We start from the raw sequence: 26,871 nt of genomic DNA, 5'->3' as shown, positions 1-26,871 counted from the left end.
AAAATCGGTTAAAAAAGATACTATCGTTAACGCAGTGGAATTACGGATACACTGTATTAACAAAAATAATAAAATCATTAATAAGGATTATTTATGAAAAAGTTATTAACCGCAGGACTACTCGTCGCGTCTTCGTTCGCAACTTCTCAAGCATATGCAGCTGCTATGGAATGCTATGTCGATACACCAGCCTATGACCACTATACAACAGGCTCTTGTTTTGCCATGGTATGGGGTGAGAATAAAGCAACCGCCGTATTTAGAATTAAAGACGCAGCCAGTAAACCGATAAGTTCAGTGATCTGGGACGGCGCAGCAAAAAGCTGCGGCACTGGTGGTACCGGCTGCGCTGTTAGCATTTATGCTTTTAGGCAATACACAGCCACCGCTACCGTACTTTATCAGGACGGTACCTGGGGTACAGCCTCGGCTACCGCTTCGTTTGAAGATGGCCGCTAGTCAGCCAAGTCAGTTGTACTAGAGTGTTCGGGGCAAACTTGATGGTTTACCCCTTTTTATATCTGCACTAAACTTGGCTAGCTTAGCGAGAACACTAAGCCCAGCTCACATAATATTCCCTACAAACAAGGCCTCCCTGGCAGATAACGGATGCCCGCTAGACAGACACCAGATAAGCTTCAGCGAATAACCCGCTGGCGGCATTATAAGCGGCGTCACCAAAAGGAAATGTGAATTTATGCTCTATTCCTTTGATGTAACATTTGAAGGAAAAAGTATCTGTCGCCTGGGAGATCTGTGGTTTCACAACAAGAAAAATATTATGGGGTTAATCAAGGGGGCACCGGCTCCCGTGCTCAAAAGCGGCTCAACAGCCATTTTGATGAAACAAGCGATTGCTACGCAGGTTTGCTCAAAACAGGAAATACCCGGCAATTAGCCCAATATCGCCATGAACTACATCAGCACCTGATGGCAAACCTCAAAGGCCTGGTTTTGGTAGCCAATATCTGGACTGGGTGATCAAGCAAATGAACAACCCCGGATATACCCGCCTGACGAGTAAAACTTTCAGTTTAATAACCGGCATTGACCTGAGTGAAAAAGGCTAGGTATTACATGTTGCCAATTTGGACCAGACTTGGCTCGCTTATGATTTCGGCGAAATCCTCGACTGGCCGGATAAAGCCCAAATCATCGTCAATCGCGCCACTTGGCAAAACAATCATTAACTGCGTCTCTACCTTTTTAATCATTTCAAAGTTATTCTTGTCCGCTCAAAACCAAAGGCCCCCTGAATTTTCCAAAACATATACTCCTGGTATCAATAAAGAGGTGGCAAGCAGAATATGCCAGAAAAAACAGTTGAACAGCCATAATCATGAGAAATGTAACAAAATAGTACAAAAGCACTTGCTCAAAATCGGTCAAAAAAGCTACCATCGTTAACGCAGCGTAATATCATAAACACTGCATTAACAAAGTAATTTCATTTATAAGGATTATTTATGAAAAAGTTATTAACCACAGGACTTCTCGTTGCTTCTTGTTTAGCAACTTCCCAAGCATACGCTACCGCTATGGAATGTTATGTAGATACACCAGCCTATGACCATTTTACAACAGGTCATTGTTCTGCTTTGATATGGGGTGCGAATAAAGCAACCGCCGTATTCAGAATTAAAGACGCAGACAGTAAACCTATCAGCTCGGTGATCTGGGGTAACGCAGCGGCAAGCTGCGGCACCGGTGGGGCATACTGCACTATTGACATTTATGCTTTCAGGTCATACACAGCCACCGCTACCGTGCTTTACCAGGACGGTAGCTGGGGATCAGCATCGGCTACCGCCTGGCTTGAAGATGGCAGCTAGTCACAACAACCCGTTGTACTAAGGTGTTCGGGGCGAACTTTTGGGTTTGCCCTTTTTATATATTTACGAAAGCTCAGCAATAGACCGGGGAAAAACTGCCCGGCATTGACAATTCGTATGTTATTGTCTGACAAAGCAAATACTTTCCCGACAAAAACCTGACGCCCGCTTTACAGACGTCAGAAAAGCCCAGTACTTACTCAAAGGTTTGGTTATTATTGAGGTTGCCCGCCGTTTCAACCGAAGCCGATGCCCAGGAAAAATCACTATAAGCCTGTCCGCTGCCAACAAGCTGCAATGAATGACCCGCAGGCGTTGATGAGCTTTCCGCTACACCGATATCCGTCGAGGTCATACCCGATGCCGGACCCGAGCTTGCCGTTACAGTGCCCTCATAGCTCAAAAACTGAACCACTTCTCCTGCGGCATTCACCAGCGCCAAACCATCGGCACTGCCATTTTGCAAACCGCTGATAGCAAAGCTGAGTGTACCCATTCCGCCCTGCTGGTTGGTTAAGGTACCGGTGAGGTTTTCGGTTTTATAGACACCGCCACCGTTACCGTTGTAGCCCACCAGGCTCCAGCCAGTTAAATCGGTATTGGCAGAGCCGGCAAGTTCAACAAATTCATTAACGTCGCTGCCGCTGTTATCGTAATGAATTTCATTGATCCAAACATTGGCCGCAGGCGTGTCCGGTACACCAATACCAGAGCAAATGTCTTCGAAAACACAAGAAACATAATCAGGATTATCAATAAAAGGATTACGATTCCCCTGATAGCTGTAAATTACCTCATTGCGGCGCTGCTCGAACGCATCCACCGGATCTTCTTTATGCCACTGCAGCAAGACAGACTTTAATCCCATATATGCCACGGAAATATTGGTCTTGGTTTGTGAAGCATCCATCAGGCTGCGATCATCGGTGAGGATCAAATCCGGCTCGTCATGGCCGGTAATGCCGTGTTTACCGCCCTCATAACGCACCGCCATATACATCAGCGCCCTGGCAACATCTCCGCGACGGCCGTTCCAGGTCTGCCAGCGACCGTCGGTGTGGCTGCCCTCGGTCCAGTTGGACTCACCGGCGCCGCCGCCGCGGGCATTGTTATATTCGGTGGGTTTTTCCGTGCATCCGCTGGTGCAGTTATCATAAGGTTTATCGTTTCGGCTGGTGTTGTAACTGTCGTTGGCAATAAATAAATGGTGGGCATCGGTATAGGGGTAGTTGCTGCTGAGATCCTTGGGGAAACCGTAAGATTTGGGCCAGCTATGCTCGCGGTTATAATCGCTGTTACCGGCGCCGTGTTTGATATAACTGGCATTAAGATAAACATCGATAACATGCGCACTGTTGTCGGGATCCTGATCCGCCTGCTCCAGAATATCCCAGGTATCGGTTGCCGTGCTGCTATAAGGGTATCTCTGGTGATCATCTATGATCTGATGCAAAGAATTCCTTAACGCCTGAGCATTGCTATTATCTGCACTATCATAATAGCCTTGAGGCACTTGGGCATTAACGGCCAAGGCAGGCAATAACAATCCGGCACATAAAGAGTGGATAGAAATCTGACACAAAGATTTCCCAAATTTTTTATTATTATTCATGGTATTTCCTTAACGCTTTTATTTTTATTGTTTATTTGCATTCGCAAGCCGATTTTCGGCTTTACTCCTGACTGCTCCTGTCAGGGATAAGCAATATACCGACTTTATATGTCGTTAAAATGACATATAAAGTTACCGCCCTCTTGATGGAAAAATAACCACATGGACAACTTTTTAAATACCTCTCCCTATTGCCTTATGATTATTCGCTTACGAATCAATGAAGTATTTTACCGATTGGTCAGCATCCTTCTGTAGGAATTACGACCAGATATCACAAAAAAACGACAAATTGATGGGAAAAAGTGCGCCAAAAGACAAATAACAGGGAAAAAGTGTTCGAAAAAATAGGAATTTTGTTGCCTGCTACGCCGAAAGAAAAACTTCCGGGAAAAGACAATGAACCAAACTTCATCAGTGCTTATCCGGGGAAAATCTATTATTAGAATCTTACGGCTTTAGCCCGTAACATTGTGCCAGCAGATAGCCACGGCATATTTATCAGCCGGTTACCCGGCTGAAGGTTTACAGAAATATTTAATAGGATTGCGTTTTCAAAGCGGTGATCACCCCGGTACTGACCCAGTAGATCACCGGTTTGCCTTTATCCGGCGCCAGGGTGTAAAACATATATTTACCGTCCGGGGTAATTTTCGCAGCCGTTTCATATTCAGGTGTATTGATATTGCTGCCTAGATTCACCGGTTTGCCCCAATCTTTTCCCTCACTGAAGCTGACATAAATATCGGTACCGCCAAAGCCGCCGGGGCGCTTAGATTGAAAAATCATATAACTGCCATCGGGACTGACCAGAGGATCCCATTCATAACCCGGGGTATTAAAAGGCGGCTTCAGATGACTGACTTGCCAGCTGCCGTTGTTAAGCCTTGCCTGATAAAAATCCCCTTCCCCTAAACTGTCTTTAAGGGTTGCGCCAAAATATAGCAGACCCGGCTTTGGCGATGTCGGAAACCAGAAGCCTTCTGTTGTCGGCCGATCAAGTACCAACACAGGCTCTCCCCAATTACCATCAGGCTGGCGTTTAACCTGCCAGATACGGCCGTTATACTTACCGCTGCCCGGGGCACGGGTAGAAACAAAGAACAGCTCCTGGTTCGATTGACTGATATAGGGTTCATAATTGTGCCCCAAATCAGAAAAACCGGCCCGCACCGGTGTCCCCCATTGCCCGTTCGAGCGTTTCATCATATAGATATTTCGGCTGTGCTCTTCGGTAAAATAAAATTCTTTACCGTCCGCGGAAAAAGTTGGATTACCCACCATCATGCCTTTGGGGACAATAGTGTTGAAGGAAAAAATCTTCGGGGTCTTACCCGGCGGTGTCATAGCAAAATAATCCTGCTCTGCCGCCAAAACGGGATGGTTCAGCAATAAACAGGCAACAAGTTTCGCTTTGGCTAGCTCCCTGGCTCTAGCGGGAAATTTCAAAAATGTTTTAATCGCGGGCAAATACACAACGGGCCTTTTCCTTTCTCACAAGATAAAACCAGTCTACCTAAGCCCGTTTTCCCGGGGGACAATTTGCGTTAAAGCAACAAGTATTTACGTTAAAAGTTGGCAGCAGCTTTGTCCTGTCACAATTAGATAGCCAGTGAGCTATTAACCATTAACGCTTTGCCATTGAACTCATACACTAAGTTTTGATACTGTATTTAACGGCAATCCAATGCTAATCGCACTAAAAATATAACAAAGATAAATTAAGGATAATAAATGAAAAAATACATATTAGCGCTTACGATTCCCCTCAGCTTTATGGCAACAGCCAATGCGGCAGACGGCAAGGCTTTATACACACAAAAGCTCTGCCAAACCTGCCATGGTGCGGAAGGAAAAGCCCCCATAGCCCCTATGTACCCCAAACTGAACGGCCAAAGTGCCACCTATTTGCTCAATCAAATGAAAGATATAAAAAGTGGCAAAAGAAACAATGGCTTGTCAATGACAATGAAACCTATGATGGCTGCGGTATCTGAAAGCGATATGGCCGCGATTGCCGACTACCTGGCTAACGTCAAATAACTAAGCTGCAGCCTTGTTTAAAGCTCTCCAGCACTTTTTGCAAGGCTGTTTTCAGCAATAACACTTACTTTTGCTCATCCAGCCAACGGCGAAATCCCGCACTGATTTTTTCAATGATTACCTGATCCGAGCCTACACTTAGTGCCATACAGTGTTTAGTAACAGCCGGAATATGCAAAGTCATGCCTTTAACTACCTGGTCTTTGGAATAACCGAGCATTGCAAGGCGATGTTCTAACGACTCCTGGGCCAGACCGACAGCATCAACGCGGCCATTGAACAGTTTCCTTAAATTAATCTGTTCATCGGCGGAAATGTCCAGGTTAACCCCCTCAATAAAACCTTGCTGCACTAAATAACTATGGTTGTGATCATCACGCATCACGCCAATAAGCACGTTCCTGACCGCGGCTAATGAATCTATATTTCTGGTATTGCCCTTAAGTTTATATAGGTTAATGGTGACACCTTCATTTACCGGGCAAAACCAGTGGAAATGAGGCTCCCGTGATTTTGTCCTGAAAATAGAATATATCAGGACATTGGGTTTGGTCATGCCCAGGTAATAACTGCGCGCCCAGGGATAGAGCTTTATCTGGTAATCAAGCCCGGCATAATCGAGTATTTTCCGGACTTTGCGGGTAACAGTACCTGAGACAGGTTGACTATCGACAATAAACGGCGGCCAATGATCGGTGACAACTTCCAGCTGCTGCGCTTGAGCGGCACAGAAAAACTGAAAAGCAAAAAGCAGAGACAAGAAATAATTCACTTAACAACCAAAATAATTGTCAGTGTAAACAGCATAAGCGCATAACAAGAGAAATCAAGTCAGCACAATAACAAGCGAGCACCTGTAGCTGTTGCCCCGGTCACAAACAGTGTTTCAACACAGGTTAGGGTATTTAATGATAACGCCTGAGCCCATTTCCCTGCACTAAACAAGAGAAAATGGGCGGATCAGACTTACACTTTCAGATAAAAAACAGCTTATCAGCCAAGCACAGACAGCAAGGCTTCTACCGGATGGCGAGGTTTGATATTGCCCAAACGTTTTACCTGGCTGCGACAGGAAAAACCGGTAGCCAGTACCTGCTCTTTAGCAAGCGGCTCAAGTTTTGGCTGCCAGCTCATCTCAAACAAGGCTTTGGAATTGTCCAGATTGCTCTTTTCATGGCCATAAGTGCCCGCCATGCCACAACAGCCGACGGCAATTTTTTCCAATTTCTGATCAAAATGGTTAAACAAGGTCACCCATTGATCCTCGCTTTTGGCTAAAGCGGTTTTCTCGGTGCAATGAGCAAAGAGCTTGTAGCTCACTTTATCCGTTGAGCCGCCATTGCCTTTTACACTTGCCATCTGAGCTAATTGCCCTTTTTCCAGCAGGCCAGTCAGCCACTCATGGGCCAGCAGCACCTCGAAATCACCGCGCTTATCCCCCAGTACCTGCTGATATTCATCGCGGTAACACAGCACCAGAGAAGCATCTAAGCCCAGCATAGGAATTTCCAGTTGCTGCAGCTGGTTTAAAAATTCGGCGGCACTTCCGGCTGTTTTAGCAAAACGGGACAAGAAACCTTTAACATGCTGAGGTTTACCATTCGGTTTAAAAGGCACCAAAATGGGCGTGAAACCAAGTTTAGCACTGAGCTTCATCAGCGCCTCCACCGCAGTGGCATCATAAAACGAAGTAAAGGGATCCTGCACTATCAGCACATACTGCTGACGCCGTTCAAGCGGCATTTGCTGCAGGGTTTGCAGGTTGAATTCCGGATATCCGGCGTCACTCACCCTTTGCTGCAGCGTCGGTACCGACAATAACGGCGTATCGACATAACCTATGGTTTTGGCAGAAAGCTTGTCATAAACCTTAGAGCTTAGCACCTTGTTCACCAGCTTAGGCGCTTTGGCCATCACAGGGGCCAGTAGTTCAACATTGGCCACCAGGTGATCTTTTAACGGCCGCATATAGCGCGAATAATAAAGATTGATAAAACGGGCGCGAAAATCAGGCACATCCACTTTAATCGGACACTGGCTGGCACAGGCTTTACAGGCCAAACAGCCGGACATCGCCTCCATCACCTCATGGGAGAAGTCCTGGCTGTTATCATTGCTAAAACGGGTTTTCACCTTATCCAGCAGGCGTTTTACCGACCAGCCGTTGATGTTCTCTTCCAGTGCAAGGATATCGACACCTTTATTTTCCACCAGGCGCAGCCACTCGCGCATCAAACCGGCTCGCCCTTTAGGGGAATGGCGGCGATCCCGGGTCACCTTGCTTGACGGACACATAGGGCTGTTAACATCGTAGTTAAAACATAAACCGTTACCGTTACAGTCAAGGGCGGAATTAAAAGAGTCTTTAACCTGCACCGGAATTTGCCGATCGAAATAACCGCGCTTTTGCCCGTCTACCGACACCAGGGATTCCGTAGACTCCAGCGGCGTACAAATCTTGCCCGGGTTCATCTTGTTTAACGGGTCAAAGGCGGTTTTTATTTTTCTAAGCTCCCCAAACAGCTGCTCGCCAAAAAACTGCGGGCCGTATTCGCTGCGGTAACCTTTACCGTGCTCGCCCCACATCAGGCCGCCATATTTAGCGGTTAATGCCACCACCTGGTCGGAAATTTCCCGCAGCAGCACTTCCTGCTCGGGATCGCACATATCCAGCGCCGGGCGCACGTGTAAAACACCGGCATCGACATGACCAAACATGCCGTAATGCAGGCCGTGGCCGTCCAGTAAAGTACGGAATTCGGCGATAAAGTCCGCCAGGTTTTCCGGCGGCACCGCAGTATCTTCGGCAAAGGCCAATGGCTTTTGGCTGCCTTCGGTGTTGCCAAGCAAACCGACGGATTTTTTACGCATGGCATAAAGCTTATTGATGCTGCCAAGATCTGAGGTGACCTGGTAGCCAATCACGCCGTTATCCCCCTGGATATCCAGATCAAGCTGATCGGTTAACCCTTTCACCTGGGCCGCCAGGGCCTCAACGCTTTCGCCGTTATATTCCACCATATTGATGCCGTCCATGACTTTACCCGGCACGTCGGTGATCAAATCGCTGACGCTGTGCCAGATAATATCTTCACGGGCAAGGTTTAACACCTTGGAATCTATGGTTTCCACCGAGGTAGCTTTGGCTTTTACCAGACTCGGGGAATGGCGCAGCGCCGAGTCGAAACTGTCGTATTTGATATTAATTAACGTCTTTGCCGGTGCTATCTTGGTTAAGTTCAGCTTGGCTTCACAGACAAAAGCCAGCGAGCCTTCCGAGCCGGTGATCAAACGCGTTAAATCAAACCGGGTTAAATCATCGTTAAAAACATGCTCTAAGTCATAACCGGTTAAAAAGCGGTTCAGACGCGGGAATTTCTCTAATATCAATTCCCGGTTATCCCGGCAAGAAGCCAGTACCGCTTTGGTGATACGTCCCAAGCTGGAGTCTTGTTGTGCCAGCTGTTCGGCTTCGCTCAACGCCATAGGCTCAGTGGTGATCAAATCACCATTAGCAAGTACAGATTCCAACCCCAAAACGTGATCTGAAGTTTTCCCGTAAACCAGGGACCCCTGCCCGGAAGCATCAGTATTGATCATGCCCCCCACCGTGGCGCGGTTACTGGTGGATAAATCAGGCGAGAAGAAAAAGCCATGGGGGCGCAGGTAATCATTAAGCTGATCTTTCACCACGCCGGCTTCCACCCGCACCCAGTTCTCTTCAACATTAATTTCCAGGATACGGTTCATGTACTTGGATAAGTCCACCACGATCCCCGGCGTTAAACTCTGGCCATTGGTGCCTGTGCCGCCGCCTCTGGCGCTAAATTTTATGCTGTCAAAACGGCTCTCGCCCGCCAAACGGGCAATCAGTTGAATATCCTGTTTGCTGCGCGGATGCAGCACCAGCTGAGGCAATTGCTGGTAAACACTGTTATCTGTGGCTACCGCGAGCCGGGCACTGTACTGGCAATTGATATCGCCGGTAAAAGGCTGCTCGGAAAGTAACTGGGCAAATTCTTGAAATAAAGGAGAAACAAGGTCTTGATGATCTAGCCGGGGTAACATAAAAGATAAATTTCTGCTGACAACATTAGAGGTCGTGCAGTATATCATGGCGACAGCAAAAAACATCTGCTAAACACCCAGAAAACAAAAAGCCCGGAAATTTTATCCTTTGCCGGGTCATGTGCTCGGCAAAGGTAAAATTATCGGGCCTTTTCACTGGCTGCGCAACTTATGTGACGCAGCCTTTATCACAAAAAATCAGCGGCAAATTTACTTGCCGTGTTGCTCCGCCAGGTATAACCAGGTCGGCAATACCGTATCCGGGTTCAACGACACGCTGTCGATGCCCTGCTCTACCAACCAGGCGGCAAAGTCGGCATGATCCGACGGTCCCTGACCACAAATACCTACATACTTGCCTCTGGCCTTACAGGCTTTAATGGCCATTTCCAGCAGAATTTTAATGGCAGGGTCGCGCTCGTCAAACAAGTGAGCGATCAAACCGGAATCCCGGTCAAGGCCTAAGGTCAACTGGGTTAAATCGTTAGAGCCGATGGAGAAACCATCGAAATGATCCAGGAACTGGTCCGCCAACAAGGCATTGGATGGCAATTCGCACATCATGATCACCCTAAGGCCGTTTTCACCGCGTTTTAAGCCGTGCTCCGCCAGGATGTCGATAACCGCTTTCGCTTCGTCCAAGGTACGCACAAACGGGATCATCACCTCAACATTGGTCAGTCCCATGTCGTTGCGTACCCGCTTGATGGCTTCACATTCAAGGGCAAAACATTCGCGGAAATCTTTCGAGATATAACGGGATGCACCGCGGTAGCCGATCATCGGATTTTCTTCATCCGGTTCAAACTCTTCACCGCCCACCAGGTTGGCATATTCGTTGGACTTAAAGTCAGACATACGGACAATGACTTTCTCCGGCGAATAAGCCGCCGCCAAAGTGGCGATACCTTCGGTCAGTTTGGCGATATAAAATTCCACCGGGCTTTCATAACCGGCGATGATATCATCGATCTCTTCCCGTAGATCTGCACTCTGGCTGTCATAATTGATCAGCGCCTTAGGATGCACGCCTATCATCTTATTGATGATAAACTCCAAACGCGCCAGGCCGATACCGGCATGAGGCAACTTGGCAAAGGCAAAAGCCCGGTCAGGGTTACCCACGTTCATCATGATTTTCAGCGGCAGCTCAGGCATTTGATCTACTTGAGATGTAGTTACCTTATATTCCAGCTTACCCTCGTAGATATAACCGGTATCCCCTTCGGCGCAAGAAACGGTGATGGCATCACCGGCTTTGATTTTACTGGTGGCATCGCCACAGCCAACAACAGCCGGAATACCCATTTCACGGGCAATGATCGCGGCGTGACAAGTACGGCCGCCACGGTTGGTAACAATGGCAGAAGCACGCTTCATGATAGGCTCCCAGTCGGGATCTGTCATATCGGTAACCAGTACATCACCCGGCTGGATCTTGTCCATTTCTGCCAAGGATGCCAATACTTTTGCTTCACCGCTGCCGATTTTGGTGCCGATGGAGCGACCTTCACAAATCACATCCGCCGTTTCCTGTAACTGAAATTGTTCCATTACATTGGCATTTTCACGGCTGCGTACCGTTTCAGGACGTGCCTGTACTATGTATAACTTACCGTCCAGACCGTCTTTGGCCCATTCGATATCCATAGGACGCTTGTAGTGCTGCTCGATGATCACCGCCTGTTTCGCCAGCTCTTGTACTTCATCGTCAGTCAGGGAGAATTGATTGGAAACTTCAGGCTCGATATCGACAATTTCCACCTGCTTGCCGTGGCTTTGATCGGCAGAATACACCATTTTAATGGCTTTGCTGCCGATATTGCGGCGTACTACCGCTTGCTTGCCTTTGGCTAAAGTTGGCTTATGTACATAGAATTCATCCGGGTTAACCGCCCCCTGTACCACCATTTCACCCAGGCCGTAGCTGGAAGTGATAAAGACCACGTCTTCAAAACCTGACTCGGTATCGATAGAGAACATGACCCCGGAAGAGGAGATATCGCTGCGCACCATGCGCTGAATACCGGCAGAAAGCGCGACACCGCGGTGATCATAACCCTGGTGCACCCGGTAGGAAATGGCGCGGTCGTTAAACAGAGAAGCAAATACGTGCTTGATCGCCACCATCACGGCTTCCAGGCCACGTACGTTCAGGAAGGTTTCCTGCTGCCCGGCAAAAGAAGCATCGGGCATATCTTCGGCGGTGGCGGAAGAGCGTACCGCAAAAGAGGCATCGTCATCAAAACCGGCGGCAAGCTGGCCGTAAGCCTGTTCGATATCATGCTGCATTTGTGGAAGAAAAGGCGTGTCGATAATCCACTGGCGTATGGTTTCACCACACTTGGCCAGGGCATTGACATCTTCGACATCTAAAGTGTCGAGTAACTGGTAAATTTTATCATTAAGTCCGCTTTGTTCGAGGAATTCGTTAAATGCGTAAGCCGTGGTGGCAAAACCACCGGGGACCTGCACACCCACATTTGCAAGATTTGAAATCATTTCACCAAGTGATGCGTTCTTGCCGCCTACGCGGTCAACATCACCCATGCCCAGGTTTTCATACCAAAGTACGTTTTCTTGCACAACAATAATCTCCATTATGGATAACTAACGATATTTAAGGAAAAGCTCTTTATTATGAGCTCCGGACATTCTACACTGCCCGCTACAGAAACCAAAATACAAATTGAAAGTTTTCATTAAGGGTTACAGATGCGTGCAGCTTTTTATATTTCAGACGGTACGGCGATCACCTCGGAAGTATTTGGACATGCCTTATTATCACTATTTCCTACCGAATTTGAGCATTTCACCATTCCATTTGTTGAAACACATGAAAAAGCCGAAATGGTCAAACAGGAGATCAATAAAATCTCTAAACGAACCGGCGAACCTGCGCTGGTGTTCCATACCTTTGTAAATCCTGAAATCAGAGAAATTATAGACAGTTGTGACGGCATTATTTATAACTTTTTAGAACATTTTGTCGCACCGTTAGAACAGCAGCTGCAACTTGAGGCCAAACCCAAGGCCCACCGCACCCACAGTATCCACGAAAACAACTACGACTACCGTATCGATGCCGTTAACTACGCCCTGGCCAATGACGACGGCTCCAATGTCAGCAACTATGAGCATGCCGATGTCATCCTGGTGGGGGTTTCCCGCTCGGGTAAAACACCAAGTTCACTTTACCTGGCGCTGCAATACGGGATCAAAGCCGCCAACTACCCCTTTACCGACGACGATATGGACGAGCTGAAACTGCCGGACTTTCTCAAGAAAAACAAAAACAAGCTGTTCGGCCTGACCATAGATCCCCAGCGGCTGATGGAAATTCGCGATGGCCGTATGGCCAACAGCAAATATGCCTCCGCCCGCCAATGCCGCATGGAAATCCGTGAAGTGGAAAAACTCTATAAAAAAGAGAAAATTCCCTTTCTAAATACCACCAAATTATCGGTAGAAGAAATCACCGCGAAAATACTTTCTGCCACCGGATTACAACGGCATAAATACTAGGCTGTTTTTCCCCGGAATCGCTTATATAACGTTCAGTTATAGGGTTTCAGGCGCTTTATATCAAAAAAGTTCCAGTTTTCGCTAAAATTCCTGATAAAGCGGTTCCCTTCCCCGGCTTATTTAGCTATGTTAGCCCCATATATATATTGCACCGCAAAAAGGTGCAATTTTCTCATGCTGTAGACACGCTATGACCATCAAAACAGACGAATTACGCACGACACTGATTGAAAATTTAGTGTCCCCTGCCGAACTTGCCCGGCAGATCCCCCTAAGCCCGAAAGACGCCGACTTTATTCTAAACAGCCGAAAGGAAATTGAAGCCATTATCAACGGTGAAGATGACCGCCTGCTGGTAATTATCGGCCCCTGCTCGATTCATGATCCAGTGGCTGCGATTGAATACGCCGAGAAACTCAAAACCCTCCATGACAAATACCGGGATAACCTGCTGATCGTCATGCGGGTTTACTTTGAAAAGCCCCGCACTACCGTGGGCTGGAAAGGCCTGATCAGCGATCCGGACCTGGATAAGTCTTTCAAAGTTGCCAAAGGCTTAAACCTTGCCCGCAACCTTTTGGTTAGTATCAACCAAATGGGCTTGCCCGCCGGCACCGAATTTTTAGATATGGTGACCGGTCAGTATATTTCCGATCTGATCGCCTGGGGCGCTATCGGTGCCAGAACCACAGAAAGCCAGGTACACAGAGAATTGGCCTCTGCCCTGTCTTGCCCGGTAGGTTTTAAAAACGGCACCGACGGCAATGTCAAAATCGCTGTGGATGCCATCAAGGCTTCCAGCGTACCGCATGTGCTTTATTCTCCCGATAAAAGCGGGCAGATGTGTATCTACCAAACCCACGGCAATCCACATGCCCATGTAATTTTACGCGGTGGTAAAGCACCTAATTACCATGAAGCCGACATCAACGCCGCTTGCGATACCTTAGACGGCGCCGGTTTGCCGCAAAGGATCATGGTTGATTGCAGCCACGGCAACAGCAATAAAGATCATAACCGCCAGATCCATGTCGCCCAGTCCCTGGCTGAGCAGGTAAAACAGGGAAATAACACGATTTTCGGTGTTATGGTGGAAAGCTTTATCGTAGAAGGCAAACAGTCGGTAGTTATCGACCAGCCTTTAACCTATGGGCAAAGCATTACCGATGCCTGTATTGATTTAAACACCAGTGAAGAGTTGCTGGAAATACTGGCTGGAGCGGTTGAGCATCGCAAAGGCTAAGGGATAAATCTGGTTTTATCATACTGTTCCCTGTCATTCAGAACATTGCTGCTCCCTGGCATCCGTGTCATTGCAGCATTACTTACAGGGACTGTAGGTACTTAACTTACGTCTGGAACATGTAAGTTGACCGTTCATCCTGAACATAAAAAACCGCGATAACAAATAATGTTATCGCGGTTTTATTCATCTGATATTCAGCGTTTCAGAATTCTTAGTCCATTCGCATCAGCAGGCCATCGCTGGCATCTTCCACCAGATCTAACACAAACTGGAAACCTTTAGCACCGCCATAGTAGGGATCCGGCACTTCCGACTCACTATAATTTTCCGCGTAATCTAAAAACAGCTGAATTTTATGACGCAAATGCTTGGGTGCCATGCGCTCCAGCGCAGCAACATTTTGCTTATCCATCGCCAGCACTAAGTCAAAATTTTCAAAATCCTGCTCGGTAACTTTACGGGCGCGCATTTTATCAAAAGAATAACCGCGTAATTTCCCCGCTTTCTGCGCCCGCTGATCGGGCTTTTCCCTGGCATGCGCGCCAACGGTTCCGGCTGAATCAACGGTTAGATCTTTACCTAAGATTTTGATTTTATGCTTGAATACCGCTTCGGCACTGGGAGAGCGACAGATATTGCCCATGCAAATAAATAAAATGCTGCTTATTTCGTTATAGTTCATACATTTAACTCCATATTTATTTGTTACTTCCATGCAATCCCCGCATGAGACACCCCGAATACAATCAATAGCTTATACAAGCGGCCAGGGGATTAATCGCGACTATTCTGATACTTTTTCCCCTCTAGGTAAAGTATAACTTGTTATCTGTCAAATAAAGAATGATGGAAGAGTAAAATTTCCCCATATTCATCAGTTATCTCCACTTGACTAACTTGTTATTTGCAATCCTGATTTCAAAGGCATTATCAATGGGTAACCCTATAAGTGCTGCAGTATCTATATTAAGGGGATTAATTTGTGGATGTCCCGAATTTTGTTTCTGAGAGTGATATTACAGAATTGGAAAAAGCTATCGAATCGGATCAAGGCGCTAAGGAAATAGAAAACAAGTCCTTTGGCTAATTAGCCAGGCGCTGTTCAGCGGACGTTTACAGTGAAAACGGCTCTGGTAAAAATTCTATAGTGAAAGCTATTGCTATTTCTGGCTGGACATATGCTTACAAGAAAAACATAAAGACCTATCCGGGACTCAGAAGTAAGAGAAGTCCAAACTTGCTGTGATTAAAGGAAAGCATTTTATTGTTAGTGCTTCCCTTTTATAGGAACCGTTAATTACCGGAACAATTATCAGACAGGAGTAATGTGCCATGAGCCACCTATAGAGGTGCAGTAGCTTGCGGCTTGTGTTGCATCAGAGTAATTCTTATAGTCTTGAAGAAAAATAATGCCTCCACTCCTATTGAAGCAAGTTACTATCCACCATTCTGTTGCTGCTGTTGCTGTTGCTGTTGCTGTTGCTGTTGCTTGGACAGGTAAGGCAGCCATACTAATACTTGCCCCTAAAGCTAGTGCTGATAAAGTCGAAATTATGCTGATTTTCATATGTTTATTTCCCTAATTATTAATTACACAAGTATCCGCTTGTTACCAAATGTAAACATATAGTTAACAATCATGGGTGTCAAGTATATTTTATGAACAAAGTAACGAGATTTCTGGGTGATTCAGGGACATAAGCTGGGCAGCCAAAAAACTAAACATAAACAGAACTGGACATCAAAAATAAAACAGAGTTAGAGGGAAACGTGTTAACAAAAATTAGTTTGTGGAAGTTCCAGACTGTTCGACGGCTCGTTAGGGGATAAAACCGGATAAATTTTAGCATAGCTCAGCCATGCTCTTGATAAACCCACCCGGCTTATTTTGTATAAAACTTATTTCACCTTATTGTTTACGCTTGAGAACTTTCCAGCCATCGTGCAGCCGGTTTATTTTCTCCCGATAACCTATGACCTGGTATTTAAGCCAAAAGTTTACATGCCTTATACCTTCGCTGGTATCTGGCGTGATGCACTCAGGCTCTTGTGCAACCGCAGCGAATGCATCAGAGAGAAAAGCGCATTCCTGGCTGAATTGACAAAAATCATCGCAAAGATCGAGAAAATCACTCGACCACTGCTCAATGGTTACCTCCTGATCAAGGGAAGCATCCTGCATGGCCTCTTTCGAGGTGGAAGGTGAGGTGGAATGTGATTCATGCATAATACCGCCCTCCCATCAGTGTTAACCGCACACAAACATTGGCCCATTCGCTACTACAGGTATTGGTTACCTTCGCGGTATGCGTTGTTGGCGGGTATTGGAGGGGTGGTATATTTTCTGTTAAAGAAACTTTAACCGAGTGAAACTCTGGCATATCATTAGGGTTAGCCATAATGGATACCTCTGTACAGTAGTATCTGTTTTGGTTAGCTGCCGCTGAGTGCTCCAACACTCAGGGGTAGCGCTTAATTGCTACCCGGCGCTTTGCCGGTTAAACAATTGCTCTTTATTAACTATTTACAGGCAAGAAAACACCTCCTCTGGTTGTTGATGAATCGTTGTTTAACCCTTTAAGGTATAGTACAAAACACTATATAAATCTACAGTGTTCGAAGTGTTTTTGGCGGGAGCATTGGGGGAATAACTGACCACATTCCTCTTTAACAATCAGCTTTAAAAACAATAAGTAAGTTCTGCAACTTGTTATACAGATAAAGTGAGAGCAGGCTAATACTTGGCTTTAAATTTTCCTTTGTTCCTGCCGCCCACCACATGATTATAATAATATGCCCGGTTAGTGCCTTGAGTTCAATCTATGAGCGCAACACACTGGTTAAATCTTTCAGCAGGTGTTTCATATTGTAGAGAACGCTCAGTAATATTCACCTTTTTATAACCAGTTTTGAATGTGTGAAATAAGGGGTTGAAATAAAAGAGCTTTACGGTAAGTTGTAATGTAAATAAGTAGATGGTGTTACTGAAGCGTCTACGTAATATACTGTTAGATCTTTATTGGGTTCATAGGAAAATTCATGTTTGGAAAAAGAAAAAGTATTAATGATGTATTTACACCTCGAAGTTCAGATGTAAATAAGAACATGTATATTGTGAGAGAATCGCTGGAAAAAGAGTTAATCCGTTCGATTCGAGGTAGTATGCACTCATTTCTTTTCGGAGAGAGCGGTAATGGTAAGTCATGGTTGTATAAGAGAGTATTTTCTGAGCATGAAATTGATTACGTTGTTGCTAATTGTGCTAGTGCTTCCATAAAGAAGTCAATTGTAGATGAGATTTATTCAGTATGTGTAAAAAATGGTTCAGTTCAAAAATCGTCCTATTCAGAAACTAAAAAGGCAGGCATCAAAGCTGTTGGTACAGCTGAATTAGCTCATCAAGGTAATTATGAAATAAAGCAGGAAGATAAATTAATTGAATCTTTTAAGTCACTCAGCTCAAACACTAACAGTAAACCTGTAGTAATAGTTTTTGATAATGTGGAAACCATTTTTAAAAATGAGGATCTAATGAGTGAACTGTGTGATATCATAATACTTTTAGATGATTCTCGTTACTCTCAATACAATGTAAAATTTCTAATTGTAGGTGTTCCTAATCAAGTACTGGAATATTTTTCATCAGCTAAAAACCCAGCGTCAGTTGGTAATAGAATAGAGGAAATATCAAGAGTTGCAGGTTTATTTCCAGGCCAAGTACAGACATTTTCCGAGAAAGGCTTTCAAGATCTTTTGAGAGTTAATATTGGCGATACGCAATTAAAAAGGTTAGCACAACACATATTTGATATAACTCTTGGTGTACCACAAAGATTGCATGAATACTGTGAAGGTCTCTCGTATCTTATCGAAGATAACCGCTGGGAATATAAACCTTCCATGTTAGATCTAGCTGATCAAAATTGGCTAAAAAAAGGCTTGCGTGAAAACTATTCCGTTTTAGAGAAACATTTAAATGCTGACGAAACTGTTAGTGGAAGAAGAAACCAAGTTATCTATGCTTTAGGAAAAATTTCAAATCACCAAGTGAACACAACTATAGTTGGTGAACAAATAGCAAAAGAATTTCCAAACAACGCTCCTGAAAGTAATTCAGGGATCGGGCAGGTTCTATCTCACTTGGCTAAAGGTGAAAAACCAGTCCTTAAAAAAGTTGCACATTCTAAATCATACACTTTAACGGATCCGCGCTATTTAATGTGTATTAGAATTATGTTGCATAAAGATGATGAAACTGAAATTGTCCGTAAAAAAATGTTTAAGCTAAATTAAAAAATCTAACCAGTTGCTTAAATTTGATTCGTAAACGTGTGCCGACTTCGCTTCATTATGGCACACTTTTACTCAAAGCTTAGTAAGGCGTTATCGATACAAAATCTCATCTAAATAAATAGTCACAGCTCTGACGTTAATGACCGCTCAGTGGCAAAAGCGGTCTAATAGACCAAGCTTGGACACCCAAACCTTGGTAAATGTGAAAAGCTGTCCAGCTTTGTCATTTTCTAACGAAATTAATTATAACGTTTCACCATGCTATTCAAAACTCCTTTTTAAAAGATCAACACGTCCTAATTGATAGCGCCAGCTAGTTCGTTTCTACAATACACCTGCATCCATATGAAACAGTATGTTAACTTTATTTTTGGATACAATCCAAAATAACGGTTTAGTTCAATAGCTTGCAGTGAAAAAAACTGCTTCTGTCATGATTTTTTCTTTACCTTTATGTAAAACTATTGTTAAATACATCCGTATCTATGCTTATGTCTAGATCAAAATGACCTGCAGTCCGGCGATAATGAAATCTCCGTAAATTTAAAAGGAATTGTTATGAAATTTAAAACCATAGTAGCGGCACTGGGCTGCTCATTATTTATCAGCAGCGCCGTCAACGCACTACCGGCAACAGAATTTTCCGAGCCGGTAATGTTAAACCCGCAAATGGCCATTGTCGGTAATTCCAGCGGTTTTACCGAATTTATCGAGTTAAATGCCACCACCTACCTAACATCGCTTTCAGTCCCTCAATATGAAACGGTGATCCAACCGCTTGAAGAACCCGCGTCGTTGTCGGCTTTAATGAATGCCTATGGCCGCGAAAATGTCACTATCACTATTGCCAGTCCTGCAGCCAATGGGCAGGTCAGCATTATCGGCAATACTGATTTTCAGTTTTTCTCTGAGGTTGCCGGCGATGACAAAGTGATCCTCAGCTACACTGCCTTTGGTTCATTACTGGCCAATATCATTATCGATATTTCAGTGGCAAACGGTGAAGCACCTAAACCTAACCAGCTACCTGTAGTTAAAGATATTGCCTACGAATCCCGTTACGGCCAAGCCATCACTTTTGATCCCAGCAGCAACGATTATGATCCCGACGGCGATAGCATGTCTGTAGTGCTGGAGCCATCCCAAAATAATATCGATCACGGTGTTTTAAGCCAAAATGGCAATTCGCTCACTTTTGCCCCTTACAATGACGGTTTTTCCGGCATCCAGATCATATACTACCGAGTACATGACAGCCGCGGCGGTATTTCCAAGGAATGGCGTAGAGCAATCATTTATGTGCGCCAGCCAAGTGGCGTATCCCTGCCTATTATCAATACCGACAGCGCCATGCTGGCCAAAGGAGAAACTGTTACTATAGATGCCCTGGCTAACGATATCGGGGTTGAGGGCTATACCCTTAAAGTGGCTATGTGGAGCCAAGAGAAAGTCTTTGAAGTGGTGAATAATAAAATCAAATACACCGCCAGCACAGATTTTAGCGGTATCGTCTATTTGTATTACACCCTTACCGACAGCAGCGGTAATACCTTAAAATGGTCAAATGGTAATGTCAGATATGGTGAAGTCTATATCGCCATACATAATTAACCGTTTATAAGCCCTGTTATTGATGGTAAGTAGCATCAATAACAGGGGGTATCACAATTATCCCCTGACACCGACCTTGCCCTGGGGTGAACGTTTTTCAGCTTCAACAGTTTCTTCTTTCCTTTCAGCTAACGAAAAAATGCCAGGTGCAAACAAAGAAAACCCAATGACCATACGTTGTATTTGTTTCAATGATGAAGCCCTGGCCTGAAAGGCCCGGGTACTGCTTTACGGGAATTTCCCTACTTGTGCTTGTTACCCAATATGCCAGCGCCGAACATGCACTGTCCGACGTGTCTGACAATGCTGTCGCAAACAAAATATGAATTTTAATTACAAAGCAGTTATTGAGCATTTTATCCAGCGATAGCCCATAAAAACACAATGAAAAAAGCTTTCATGTAGAATTAATAAATTTGTCTGTCGCAGGTCTTTGAAACCTCTTAATTTGTCGACTAATCTTAATTTGCTGACTAAATCTCAAGTTTCCAAAGGAATGGCAAGATGAACAATCCAATAAGCAAACTCGATGAAATAGAAAAGCTGTTAAAAACCTGGCAAGCAAGTACCTATCCCTCTTTTCAAGTCTACGAAATCATTAAAGAGCTCGTGAATGAACTTAAAGCCGATGATTTTGCCCAGGACTCCTATGTCACCGAAAAACTTTCCACCTTAAGCTGGCATATAGATTCTATTGTCGGGGAAGGTAACGGCAATGGCCATGACGGTGAAAGGCATTATATATGGGCCCAGGGAGACTTAAACAAACTCAAGGTCATGGCCGGACATCCGGATTTTCAAGAGGCCTGATTGACAGTCCAATAACAACAATCAGCACAGCTATATCCCAGGGGGACGGTAAGTATTTCCCAGCCCCCCCCTTCCCTTTTCCACGGGAAAGTCACCACTAAATATACAAGCCGTCATCTTTTAGAATAATTCGTTGCGTGGCCTCAAGCTGCCTGGCAACATCTATCACGCTTTTACGCACTTTTTCAATTTCCGACAGGGCTTTGGCCGGTGCATTGTCCAGCTCTTCTTTTAACATGGCCGCAGCATTGGCCGACATATTGGTAGAAAACTTTTGCAGGCACGCCCCCGTAATTCCGCGCAAAGCCAGATTTAAGCTTTCCCTTGGTATCTTGGCAATTAAGGTTTGCATGCTGCGATCGTCAACCTCGGCAAAGTCATCAAACACGAACAGCTGCGACTGAATTTTTTCTGCCAGCGGTAAATCCTGCCCTTGCAAGGCAGCCATCATTTCCTTGCCCTGCTGTTGGGAAAAGCAATTTAAAATCGCCGCGGCAATTTTAATTCCGTCAATAGCAACCATAGCGCCGCTTATCCTTGTTTGCCCTTTAAGTTGTTTGTCAAAAGACATCTGAAAATACTCCTGAACATTATGAACTTAGATTTAAAGCCGGGTGTTAGGTTCCAAACTGGTTGTGCAATCAGTGGCAGCGCTTGATTAACAATTTTTCAGATATTTTTTTTACTTTTTTTGATTAATTGAACTACCTTTATTTACAAAAGTCATTGGCCCATGCCGTTTCAATTTTGCAGTATTTTCTTTGATTGACCAATCGCTTGCCCTCAGTGATCCCAGCAGTTAACTGACCGCAGTCATGTGCCGGCTTTTATTTAATAACAATACTAACTAAGGCGTTTTTAGGGATAACTGGCAATGATTGATAAGTGCATGGATGTTCTGAAAAATCAGATCCATCAGTATTTAAAATCACTCCCCGATCTTAATGTGACCAGCAATGAAACCGTTGCCGTCAGCCCTTTGGTAAAAGAAGACGGCGCTGTGGTGATCCCCAAAGACCAGCTCGGGCTTTCCTTGATCAATATCGAGGAAGAAAAAGTCAACAAGGCGCAAAACGCCGTGAAAAAATCCGCCGACGGTCAGGTAATGTACCGCAACCCGGAAATCAAAATAAATCTCTATATCCTGATAGCATCGAACTTCAACGATTATGAAACCGGGCTGAAATTTCTCTCGGCGGCAATGAGTTTTTTCCAGGCAAAAAGCGTTTTTGTCAGCAGCAATACCCCGGATCTCGACCCTAAACTGGAAAAACTCATTGTCGAGCTGCATACCATGGGGCTGGAGCAGCAAAACCACCTCTGGGGTTACCTCGGCGCTAAGTACCTGCCGTCCATCTGTTATAAGGTGCGCATGCTGATCATCCAGGAAGAATTGGTCAGCAGCGAACAGACCGGTGTCAGCAAGTTTGCACTTGAAGGGAGCGGTATGTGATGGAATCGGGTTACCGCACACTTTTTGCCGTCGAATTCTTCCATGAATTCTACAAACAAGCAGACAACAGCTACAGCCACAGGGATGAAGACTTCGATATTGTCCCGACCTCTGACTGCAAAGCAGCGTTAAAAAACCAGGGCTTGTTGTTTCGTCAGGTGCCCGGCGGCTTCATCGTGTTATACAAATCAGATCCTGGCAACTCGGCAAAACCTTTGATCCCGCTGTCCGATCTCAGCCGATTGCGCTTTTTGCTGATGGCGAAAACCCCTAACCTGGTGTATTACTCGGATTTACCGCTTACCGGCGAGCGTTCGGCAATTTTTTATTTGCATAACCGGCAAAACAATATCCAGGATATCGACGGCACAGACGAGCTACTGCTGATACAAGACACCAGCAGCCCTTACTTATCGGCCCTGGACAAGACCAGGTTAAGAGCAGAGCAATTTACTTACTCCTTTTCAAAAGAAAGCGACAGCGCTTCTCTCACTATCACAGATCGCCAGCTGATGCCGGTGTTCAGTCAAACCCTGGAAAAACTCGACCCCGAAGTAAATGCCGGATTGCGTGAGTTCAGCGCCCAGGTTGATTTATCTCTGCAGACATCCGATATCTACACCCTGGTCATAGACGGCGAAGTACAGGAAAGCTTTTACCTGGACTCTCAGCTTTATCGCAAGCAACCCTTTGGTTTAATTGACATTTTCCAAAATACAGACGTAGCTGACGAATATCAGTTTATCGACAATTCAGGCCAGGTAACGGCAAAAACCTATCGCGTCAGACTCAACAACCGCTCTACCATCTGGCGCTATTTCATTGGCCTTAAATACCGGGACAGTGTCCCGCCGGAGAATCTCGACGTAGTCTCCACCGTCTTTACCGCCAATTTTACCCGCAAGACCAGCATTACTCTGGCGGACAATACCCAGGTGATCCCCTTCGATTCGGGAACCACCAAAATTCCGTTAAAAAAGGCGCCGCTAAAAGGCTTCACCTTAAAACGGGATATCACCACCGGACCGGGGCACAGTGTTTATGAAGAAACCCCTTTGCCCAATCCGGACATTACTAACATAGCAACAGAAACCGGCAGTGAACCCATCTACTCCCAGGTGTATTTCTACATTTAAAAAAGGACAGGACGACAACCATGGCAAGTTACAAAACCCCAGATGTTTACGTTGAAGAAATATCAATTTTTCCGCCCTCGGTTGCGCAAGTTGAAACGGCAATCCCGGCGTTTATCGGTTATACCCAAAAGGCAAAAAGAAATACCGAGCGGGACTTATTGCTAAAACCGACCGAAGTCACCTCATTGCCGGAATACAACCTGCTGTTTGGCGAAGCGCCGCCAATCAACGTCGACAGCGTCAGCCTCGACGAAAACTTCGCGGTTGCAGACAGTAAAATGACCTCAAAGTTTTATATGTACGACGCCATCCGCATGTTCTTTAAAAACGGCGGCGGCAAATGTTATATCGTCTCAGTGGGGGTATTTGAAGATAACAGCGACGGCCCGGTAAGAACAGATTTTGACAGCGGCCTGGCGGCTTTGAAAAAGCAGGACGAACCCACCATGATCCTGTTCCCGGATGCGGTCAACCTCGATGCCGGTAACTTCTACGGCCTGCAAAAACAGGCGCTGGTGCAATGTAAAGACCTGCAAGACAGGGTCTGTATTTTTGACTTGCAGGAAGAAATTGAGCCCGCCGACACCTACGACTGGAAAGGCCTGGTCTATGAAGCCTTTCGCAACAACATCGGCATGAACAACCTTAAATACGGCGCCGCCTACACCCCCTGGCTAAAAACCAATTTACCGATTGCCGTGCACTACCGGGATATCCGGGGCAAGGTCAAACGCGCCGGTATCGAACTTTCCATGAAAGGCCTGGTGCCGGATCCGCAAGTTGATGCCACCGTCGACAGCCTGGAGCAGGCGGTTGATGACAAAGACGCCGTCGATACCGGCCTGGAAACCCTCAGAGGGGATCAGGCAACGATAGCGAAAAAATTTACCAAATTACTGGATGAGTTTAAGAAAAGCAGCACGGCAAATAACTATAAAGCCCTGTACAACTTTATCTATGATATCGCCCTGCAGGTGGACAACTGGTATGTCGGCGGCGCAGCGCTGAAAAACCCGCTCATGGTCACCCAAATCAGCAGCCTGGTGAAAGACTCCCTCAAAGGCAGCCTGACAAAACTGATCTCTTATGATATCGCCGCCGATACCGCATTAACCTCCAGCTATAACCTCTATGCCGTTGCCAAGTATGCCGATGTCATGGACACCGACGACTGGGGCAAAATCTTTAAAACCACGCTACCGGCCGCAGCAGATGCCGCCAAGGTGTTCGGCGACGGCAACAATACCGCCAAACAGTTAAACAGCCTTAGCAAAATCACCGAGGTCTTTGCCGAAGTCATGGTGCCGATCACCGAAATTCTTAGCGCGGCGAAAAAACATGAAACCACCCAGGAAGACACCCTGTACGACTCCCACCCCATTTACAAAAACATCGTCCGCGCCATCGGTGCCTCGTTAACCACTATTCCGCCAAGCGGCGCTATGGCGGGTATTTATGCCATGGTCGACTCCACCCGAGGCGTCTGGAAAGCCCCCGCCAATGTCAGTGTTAACGGCGTGGTCGGCCTGAACCGGCAAATCGATTTCTTCGACCAGGAAACCTTAAATGTCGATGTTAACAGCGGCAAGTCCATCAACTGTATCCGCGCCTTTACCGGCCGCGGCATGATGGTTTGGGGCGCGAGAACGTTGGCGGGCAACGACAATGAATGGCGTTATATTTCCGTCAGACGCTTTTTCAACATGGTGGAAGAGTCGGTGAAAAAATCCACCTACTGGGCGGTGTTTGAGCCAAACGATGCCAATACCTGGATCAAGGTCAAAGCCATGATAGAGAATTTTCTCACCCTGCAATGGCGCGACGGTGCACTGCAGGGGGCAACCACCAAGCAGGCGTTTTTCGTCAATGTCGGTTTAGGCACTACCATGACCGCCATGGATATTCTCGAAGGCCGCATGATAGTGGAAATCGGCATGGCGGTGGTACGTCCGGCTGAATTTATTATTTTACGCTTCTCCCACAAAATGCCTGAGGCCTAGCTCTTAATAACGAGTCTCAATGAGCAGTGCTTAGGAAAAGAACAGTGAAGCAATTAAACATTAACAACAATTTTAACTAAGGTGGATTAACCCATGGCCGACTATCCATTAGCCGCATTTCACTACCAGGTAGAATGGGGTGGTGAAAAAATGTCTTTCTCGGAAGTTTCGGGACTGAACATAGAAATACAAATGATCGAATACCGTGCAGGCGACGAACCCCAAAGCGAAGCCAGGAAAAGACCGGGCATTTCCAAGTACGGCAATATCACCATGAAAAAAGGCATTTTGGCTGCCGACAACAAGTTCTTCGAATGGCTTGATGCCACTCCGGCCAATAAGCTTGCCGATCGCAAGGACATCATTATTTCCTTGTTAAACGAAGCCCATGAACCTGTGATGGTGTGGAAAGCCATCAATGCCTTCCCGGTGAAAGTCGAAGGCCCGGGGCTTAAATCCACCGGCAATGAAGTGGCGATCGAGTCCATCGAAGTGGCCATCGAAAAGCTGACCATAGAGAACGGATAAGTCTATGGCCGCCTATTATCCGCCCGCCGGGTTTAACTTTCGCGTCGAATTTGAGTTTTTACCCGGTGAAACCCAGGACATACATTTTCAGGAAGTGTCCGGCCTGGCGGCGGAGATCACCACGGAAGAGCTGGTGGAGGGAGGTGAAAACCGTTTTAACCACCGCCTGCCCACCCGGGCCAAGTATGCCAATTTAGTTTTAAAGCGCGGGTTATTAACCGACTCGAAATTGATCGACTGGATCACCCACGCCGTGGAAAACCTGGAGGCGAATCCCGGCGTTGCCGGACAAGAGCCGACGTCTGTGTATGTCACCCTGCTCAATGAAGAGCAAAAACCGGTGGCAGATACTTACAGCTTTGTCCGCGCCTGGCCGGTGAAATGGTCGGTGTCGGACTTTAAGGCCATGGACAACTCACTGGTGATAGAAACCCTGGAGCTGAGTTACCAGTACTTTACCAAGAAGAAACTGTAAACAAGTCAAGTTGAGGTGGGTTAAATGCCGGTAGAAATAAGGGAGTTAGTGATCAAGGCCTATATCGAAGGCACAGGAGAAGAAGGAGCTGCCAGCAGCAGCGCCATGGACAAGGAAGAAATCATCAGCGACTGCATGGAGCAAATCAGCGAGCTGCTTAAAGAAAAACTGGAAAGATAAATTATAAAAATCCCGGGAATAACTGCGCGAACACAGGAAAATAACAATAAGGTCAACAC

The 26,871-nt window shown here is 46.0% G+C and carries 24 protein-coding genes; 15 read left to right on the top strand and 9 right to left on the bottom strand.

The window, feature by feature from the left end:
• The first annotated feature begins 93 nt into the window (after positions 1 to 93).
• From QL234_RS08445 to QL234_RS08435, 3 genes are all read left to right on the top strand, one after another.
• Positions 94 to 459: a hypothetical protein gene (locus QL234_RS08445; RefSeq protein ID WP_281557384.1), complete on the top strand. Its 366-nt coding sequence runs from the start codon at positions 94 to 96 to the stop codon at positions 457 to 459.
• A gap of 297 nt (positions 460 to 756) precedes the next feature.
• Positions 757 to 981 carry a hypothetical protein gene (locus QL234_RS08440; protein WP_281557787.1) on the top strand — a complete coding sequence of 75 codons (225 nt, stop codon included), beginning with the start codon at positions 757 to 759 and terminating at the stop codon, positions 979 to 981.
• 485 nt (positions 982 to 1,466) lie between these two features.
• Positions 1,467 to 1,832, top strand: a complete 366-nt coding sequence (locus QL234_RS08435) for a hypothetical protein (protein WP_281557383.1) — start codon at positions 1,467 to 1,469, stop codon at positions 1,830 to 1,832.
• Positions 1,833 to 2,028: 196 nt separating this feature from the next.
• On the opposite strand, the gene QL234_RS08430 is transcribed toward QL234_RS08435, so the two are convergent.
• Both QL234_RS08430 and QL234_RS08425 read right to left on the bottom strand, forming a co-directional pair.
• Positions 2,029 to 3,444: an endonuclease gene (locus tag QL234_RS08430; RefSeq protein WP_281557382.1), complete on the bottom strand. Its 1,416-nt coding sequence runs from the start codon at positions 3,442 to 3,444 to the stop codon at positions 2,029 to 2,031.
• 537 nt (positions 3,445 to 3,981) lie between these two features.
• Positions 3,982 to 4,893: a hypothetical protein gene (locus tag QL234_RS08425; RefSeq protein ID WP_281557381.1), complete on the bottom strand. Its 912-nt coding sequence runs from the start codon at positions 4,891 to 4,893 to the stop codon at positions 3,982 to 3,984.
• 285 nt (positions 4,894 to 5,178) lie between these two features.
• On the opposite strand from QL234_RS08425, the gene QL234_RS08420 reads away from it, so the two are divergent.
• The gene (locus QL234_RS08420) at positions 5,179 to 5,487 is read left to right on the top strand and encodes a cytochrome c (protein ID WP_281557380.1); all 309 of its coding nucleotides are present in this window, start codon (positions 5,179 to 5,181) and stop codon (positions 5,485 to 5,487) included.
• Between the two features lie 64 nt (positions 5,488 to 5,551).
• On the opposite strand, the gene QL234_RS08415 is transcribed toward QL234_RS08420, so the two are convergent.
• The 3 genes from QL234_RS08415 to ppsA all read right to left on the bottom strand — a co-directional run bounded on the left by QL234_RS08415 (position 5,552) and on the right by ppsA (position 12,141).
• Positions 5,552 to 6,259: a transporter substrate-binding domain-containing protein gene (locus QL234_RS08415; RefSeq protein WP_281557379.1), complete on the bottom strand. Its 708-nt coding sequence runs from the start codon at positions 6,257 to 6,259 to the stop codon at positions 5,552 to 5,554.
• A 221-nt stretch (positions 6,260 to 6,480) separates the two neighbouring features.
• The gene (locus tag QL234_RS08410; RefSeq protein WP_281557779.1) at positions 6,481 to 9,555 is read right to left on the bottom strand and encodes an FAD-binding and (Fe-S)-binding domain-containing protein; all 3,075 of its coding nucleotides are present in this window, start codon (positions 9,553 to 9,555) and stop codon (positions 6,481 to 6,483) included.
• Positions 9,556 to 9,765: 210 nt separating this feature from the next.
• Positions 9,766 to 12,141, bottom strand: a complete 2,376-nt coding sequence (gene ppsA, locus QL234_RS08405) for a phosphoenolpyruvate synthase (protein ID WP_281557378.1) — start codon at positions 12,139 to 12,141, stop codon at positions 9,766 to 9,768.
• Between the two features lie 129 nt (positions 12,142 to 12,270).
• Here ppsA and QL234_RS08400 point away from each other — a divergent pair, with 129 nt between their 5' ends.
• Complete coding sequence (locus tag QL234_RS08400) at positions 12,271 to 13,080, top strand: pyruvate, water dikinase regulatory protein (RefSeq protein ID WP_281557377.1); 810 nt, start codon at positions 12,271 to 12,273, stop codon at positions 13,078 to 13,080.
• Positions 13,081 to 13,270: 190 nt separating this feature from the next.
• On the top strand, positions 13,271 to 14,323 hold the full coding sequence (locus QL234_RS08395) for a 3-deoxy-7-phosphoheptulonate synthase (protein WP_281557376.1): 1,053 nt from the start codon (positions 13,271 to 13,273) through the stop codon (positions 14,321 to 14,323).
• A 214-nt stretch (positions 14,324 to 14,537) separates the two neighbouring features.
• Here QL234_RS08395 and QL234_RS08390 read toward each other — a convergent pair whose 3' ends face one another.
• The 3 genes from QL234_RS08390 to QL234_RS08380 form a co-directional block, all read right to left on the bottom strand.
• Positions 14,538 to 15,008: a low molecular weight protein-tyrosine-phosphatase gene (locus tag QL234_RS08390; protein ID WP_281557375.1), complete on the bottom strand. Its 471-nt coding sequence runs from the start codon at positions 15,006 to 15,008 to the stop codon at positions 14,538 to 14,540.
• A gap of 630 nt (positions 15,009 to 15,638) precedes the next feature.
• Positions 15,639 to 15,893: a hypothetical protein gene (locus tag QL234_RS08385; RefSeq protein ID WP_281557374.1), complete on the bottom strand. Its 255-nt coding sequence runs from the start codon at positions 15,891 to 15,893 to the stop codon at positions 15,639 to 15,641.
• 342 nt (positions 15,894 to 16,235) lie between these two features.
• The gene (locus QL234_RS08380; RefSeq protein WP_281557373.1) at positions 16,236 to 16,553 is read right to left on the bottom strand and encodes a hypothetical protein; all 318 of its coding nucleotides are present in this window, start codon (positions 16,551 to 16,553) and stop codon (positions 16,236 to 16,238) included.
• An 812-nt stretch (positions 16,554 to 17,365) separates the two neighbouring features.
• On the opposite strand from QL234_RS08380, the gene QL234_RS08375 reads away from it, so the two are divergent.
• The 3 genes from QL234_RS08375 (at position 17,366) to QL234_RS08365 (ending at position 21,040) form a co-directional block, all read left to right on the top strand.
• Positions 17,366 to 18,619, top strand: a complete 1,254-nt coding sequence (locus QL234_RS08375; protein WP_281557372.1) for an AAA family ATPase — start codon at positions 17,366 to 17,368, stop codon at positions 18,617 to 18,619.
• 558 nt (positions 18,620 to 19,177) lie between these two features.
• Entirely contained in the window at positions 19,178 to 20,230 is a 1,053-nt protein-coding gene (locus QL234_RS08370) for an Ig-like domain-containing protein (RefSeq protein ID WP_281557371.1), read from the top strand.
• A gap of 504 nt (positions 20,231 to 20,734) precedes the next feature.
• Positions 20,735 to 21,040, top strand: a complete 306-nt coding sequence (locus tag QL234_RS08365) for a hypothetical protein (RefSeq protein ID WP_281557370.1) — start codon at positions 20,735 to 20,737, stop codon at positions 21,038 to 21,040.
• Positions 21,041 to 21,137: 97 nt separating this feature from the next.
• On the opposite strand, the gene QL234_RS08360 is transcribed toward QL234_RS08365, so the two are convergent.
• Positions 21,138 to 21,611: a FliG C-terminal domain-containing protein gene (locus QL234_RS08360; protein WP_281557369.1), complete on the bottom strand. Its 474-nt coding sequence runs from the start codon at positions 21,609 to 21,611 to the stop codon at positions 21,138 to 21,140.
• Between the two features lie 303 nt (positions 21,612 to 21,914).
• On the opposite strand from QL234_RS08360, the gene QL234_RS08355 reads away from it, so the two are divergent.
• The 6 genes from QL234_RS08355 (at position 21,915) to QL234_RS08330 (ending at position 26,812) form a co-directional block, all read left to right on the top strand.
• Positions 21,915 to 22,493, top strand: a complete 579-nt coding sequence (locus tag QL234_RS08355; protein ID WP_281557368.1) for a DUF4255 domain-containing protein — start codon at positions 21,915 to 21,917, stop codon at positions 22,491 to 22,493.
• Positions 22,490 to 23,629, top strand: coding sequence for a hypothetical protein (locus QL234_RS08350; protein ID WP_281557367.1), 1,140 nt, complete (start codon positions 22,490 to 22,492; stop codon positions 23,627 to 23,629). The genes QL234_RS08355 and QL234_RS08350 overlap by 4 nt, the downstream gene beginning before the upstream one ends.
• 20 nt (positions 23,630 to 23,649) lie before the next feature.
• Positions 23,650 to 25,629: a phage tail sheath C-terminal domain-containing protein gene (locus QL234_RS08345; RefSeq protein ID WP_281557366.1), complete on the top strand. Its 1,980-nt coding sequence runs from the start codon at positions 23,650 to 23,652 to the stop codon at positions 25,627 to 25,629.
• Positions 25,630 to 25,722: 93 nt separating this feature from the next.
• Complete coding sequence (locus tag QL234_RS08340; protein ID WP_281557365.1) at positions 25,723 to 26,157, top strand: phage tail protein; 435 nt, start codon at positions 25,723 to 25,725, stop codon at positions 26,155 to 26,157.
• Positions 26,158 to 26,161: 4 nt separating this feature from the next.
• Positions 26,162 to 26,632 carry a phage tail protein gene (locus tag QL234_RS08335; protein WP_281557364.1) on the top strand — a complete coding sequence of 157 codons (471 nt, stop codon included), beginning with the start codon at positions 26,162 to 26,164 and terminating at the stop codon, positions 26,630 to 26,632.
• Between the two features lie 24 nt (positions 26,633 to 26,656).
• On the top strand, positions 26,657 to 26,812 hold the full coding sequence (locus QL234_RS08330; protein ID WP_281557363.1) for a DUF5908 family protein: 156 nt from the start codon (positions 26,657 to 26,659) through the stop codon (positions 26,810 to 26,812).
• Positions 26,813 to 26,871 lie beyond the last annotated feature (59 nt).

It is taken from the genome of Thalassomonas sp. RHCl1, from assembly GCF_947387555.1.
In the GTDB taxonomy this organism is placed as follows: Bacteria; Pseudomonadota; Gammaproteobacteria; order Enterobacterales; family Alteromonadaceae; genus Thalassomonas.
Note: the sequence above shows the minus strand (reverse complement) of the source record. Positions and strands in the feature narration are given on the sequence as shown.

Bases quoted from the DNA above. Each gene is read 5' to 3' on its own strand.
- QL234_RS08445 (WP_281557384.1), top strand. From the start codon at position 94: ATGAAAAAGTTATTAACCGCAGGACTACTCGTCGCGTCTTCGTTCGCA.
- QL234_RS08435 (WP_281557383.1), top strand. From the start codon at position 1,467: ATGAAAAAGTTATTAACCACAGGACTTCTCGTTGCTTCTTGTTTAGCA.
- QL234_RS08430 (WP_281557382.1), bottom strand. From the start codon at position 3,444: ATGAATAATAATAAAAAATTTGGGAAATCTTTGTGTCAGATTTCTATC.
- QL234_RS08420 (WP_281557380.1), top strand. From the start codon at position 5,179: ATGAAAAAATACATATTAGCGCTTACGATTCCCCTCAGCTTTATGGCA.
- QL234_RS08410 (WP_281557779.1), bottom strand. From the start codon at position 9,555: ATGTTACCCCGGCTAGATCATCAAGACCTTGTTTCTCCTTTATTTCAA.
- QL234_RS08400 (WP_281557377.1), top strand. From the start codon at position 12,271: ATGCGTGCAGCTTTTTATATTTCAGACGGTACGGCGATCACCTCGGAA.
- QL234_RS08395 (WP_281557376.1), top strand. From the start codon at position 13,271: ATGACCATCAAAACAGACGAATTACGCACGACACTGATTGAAAATTTA.
- QL234_RS08390 (WP_281557375.1), bottom strand. From the start codon at position 15,008: ATGAACTATAACGAAATAAGCAGCATTTTATTTATTTGCATGGGCAAT.
- QL234_RS08385 (WP_281557374.1), bottom strand. From the start codon at position 15,893: ATGAAAATCAGCATAATTTCGACTTTATCAGCACTAGCTTTAGGGGCA.
- QL234_RS08380 (WP_281557373.1), bottom strand. From the start codon at position 16,553: ATGCATGAATCACATTCCACCTCACCTTCCACCTCGAAAGAGGCCATG.
- QL234_RS08375 (WP_281557372.1), top strand. From the start codon at position 17,366: ATGTTTGGAAAAAGAAAAAGTATTAATGATGTATTTACACCTCGAAGT.
- QL234_RS08370 (WP_281557371.1), top strand. From the start codon at position 19,178: ATGAAATTTAAAACCATAGTAGCGGCACTGGGCTGCTCATTATTTATC.
- QL234_RS08365 (WP_281557370.1), top strand. From the start codon at position 20,735: ATGAACAATCCAATAAGCAAACTCGATGAAATAGAAAAGCTGTTAAAA.
- QL234_RS08360 (WP_281557369.1), bottom strand. From the start codon at position 21,611: ATGTCTTTTGACAAACAACTTAAAGGGCAAACAAGGATAAGCGGCGCT.
- QL234_RS08355 (WP_281557368.1), top strand. From the start codon at position 21,915: ATGATTGATAAGTGCATGGATGTTCTGAAAAATCAGATCCATCAGTAT.
- QL234_RS08345 (WP_281557366.1), top strand. From the start codon at position 23,650: ATGGCAAGTTACAAAACCCCAGATGTTTACGTTGAAGAAATATCAATT.
- QL234_RS08340 (WP_281557365.1), top strand. From the start codon at position 25,723: ATGGCCGACTATCCATTAGCCGCATTTCACTACCAGGTAGAATGGGGT.
- QL234_RS08335 (WP_281557364.1), top strand. From the start codon at position 26,162: ATGGCCGCCTATTATCCGCCCGCCGGGTTTAACTTTCGCGTCGAATTT.
- QL234_RS08330 (WP_281557363.1), top strand. From the start codon at position 26,657: ATGCCGGTAGAAATAAGGGAGTTAGTGATCAAGGCCTATATCGAAGGC.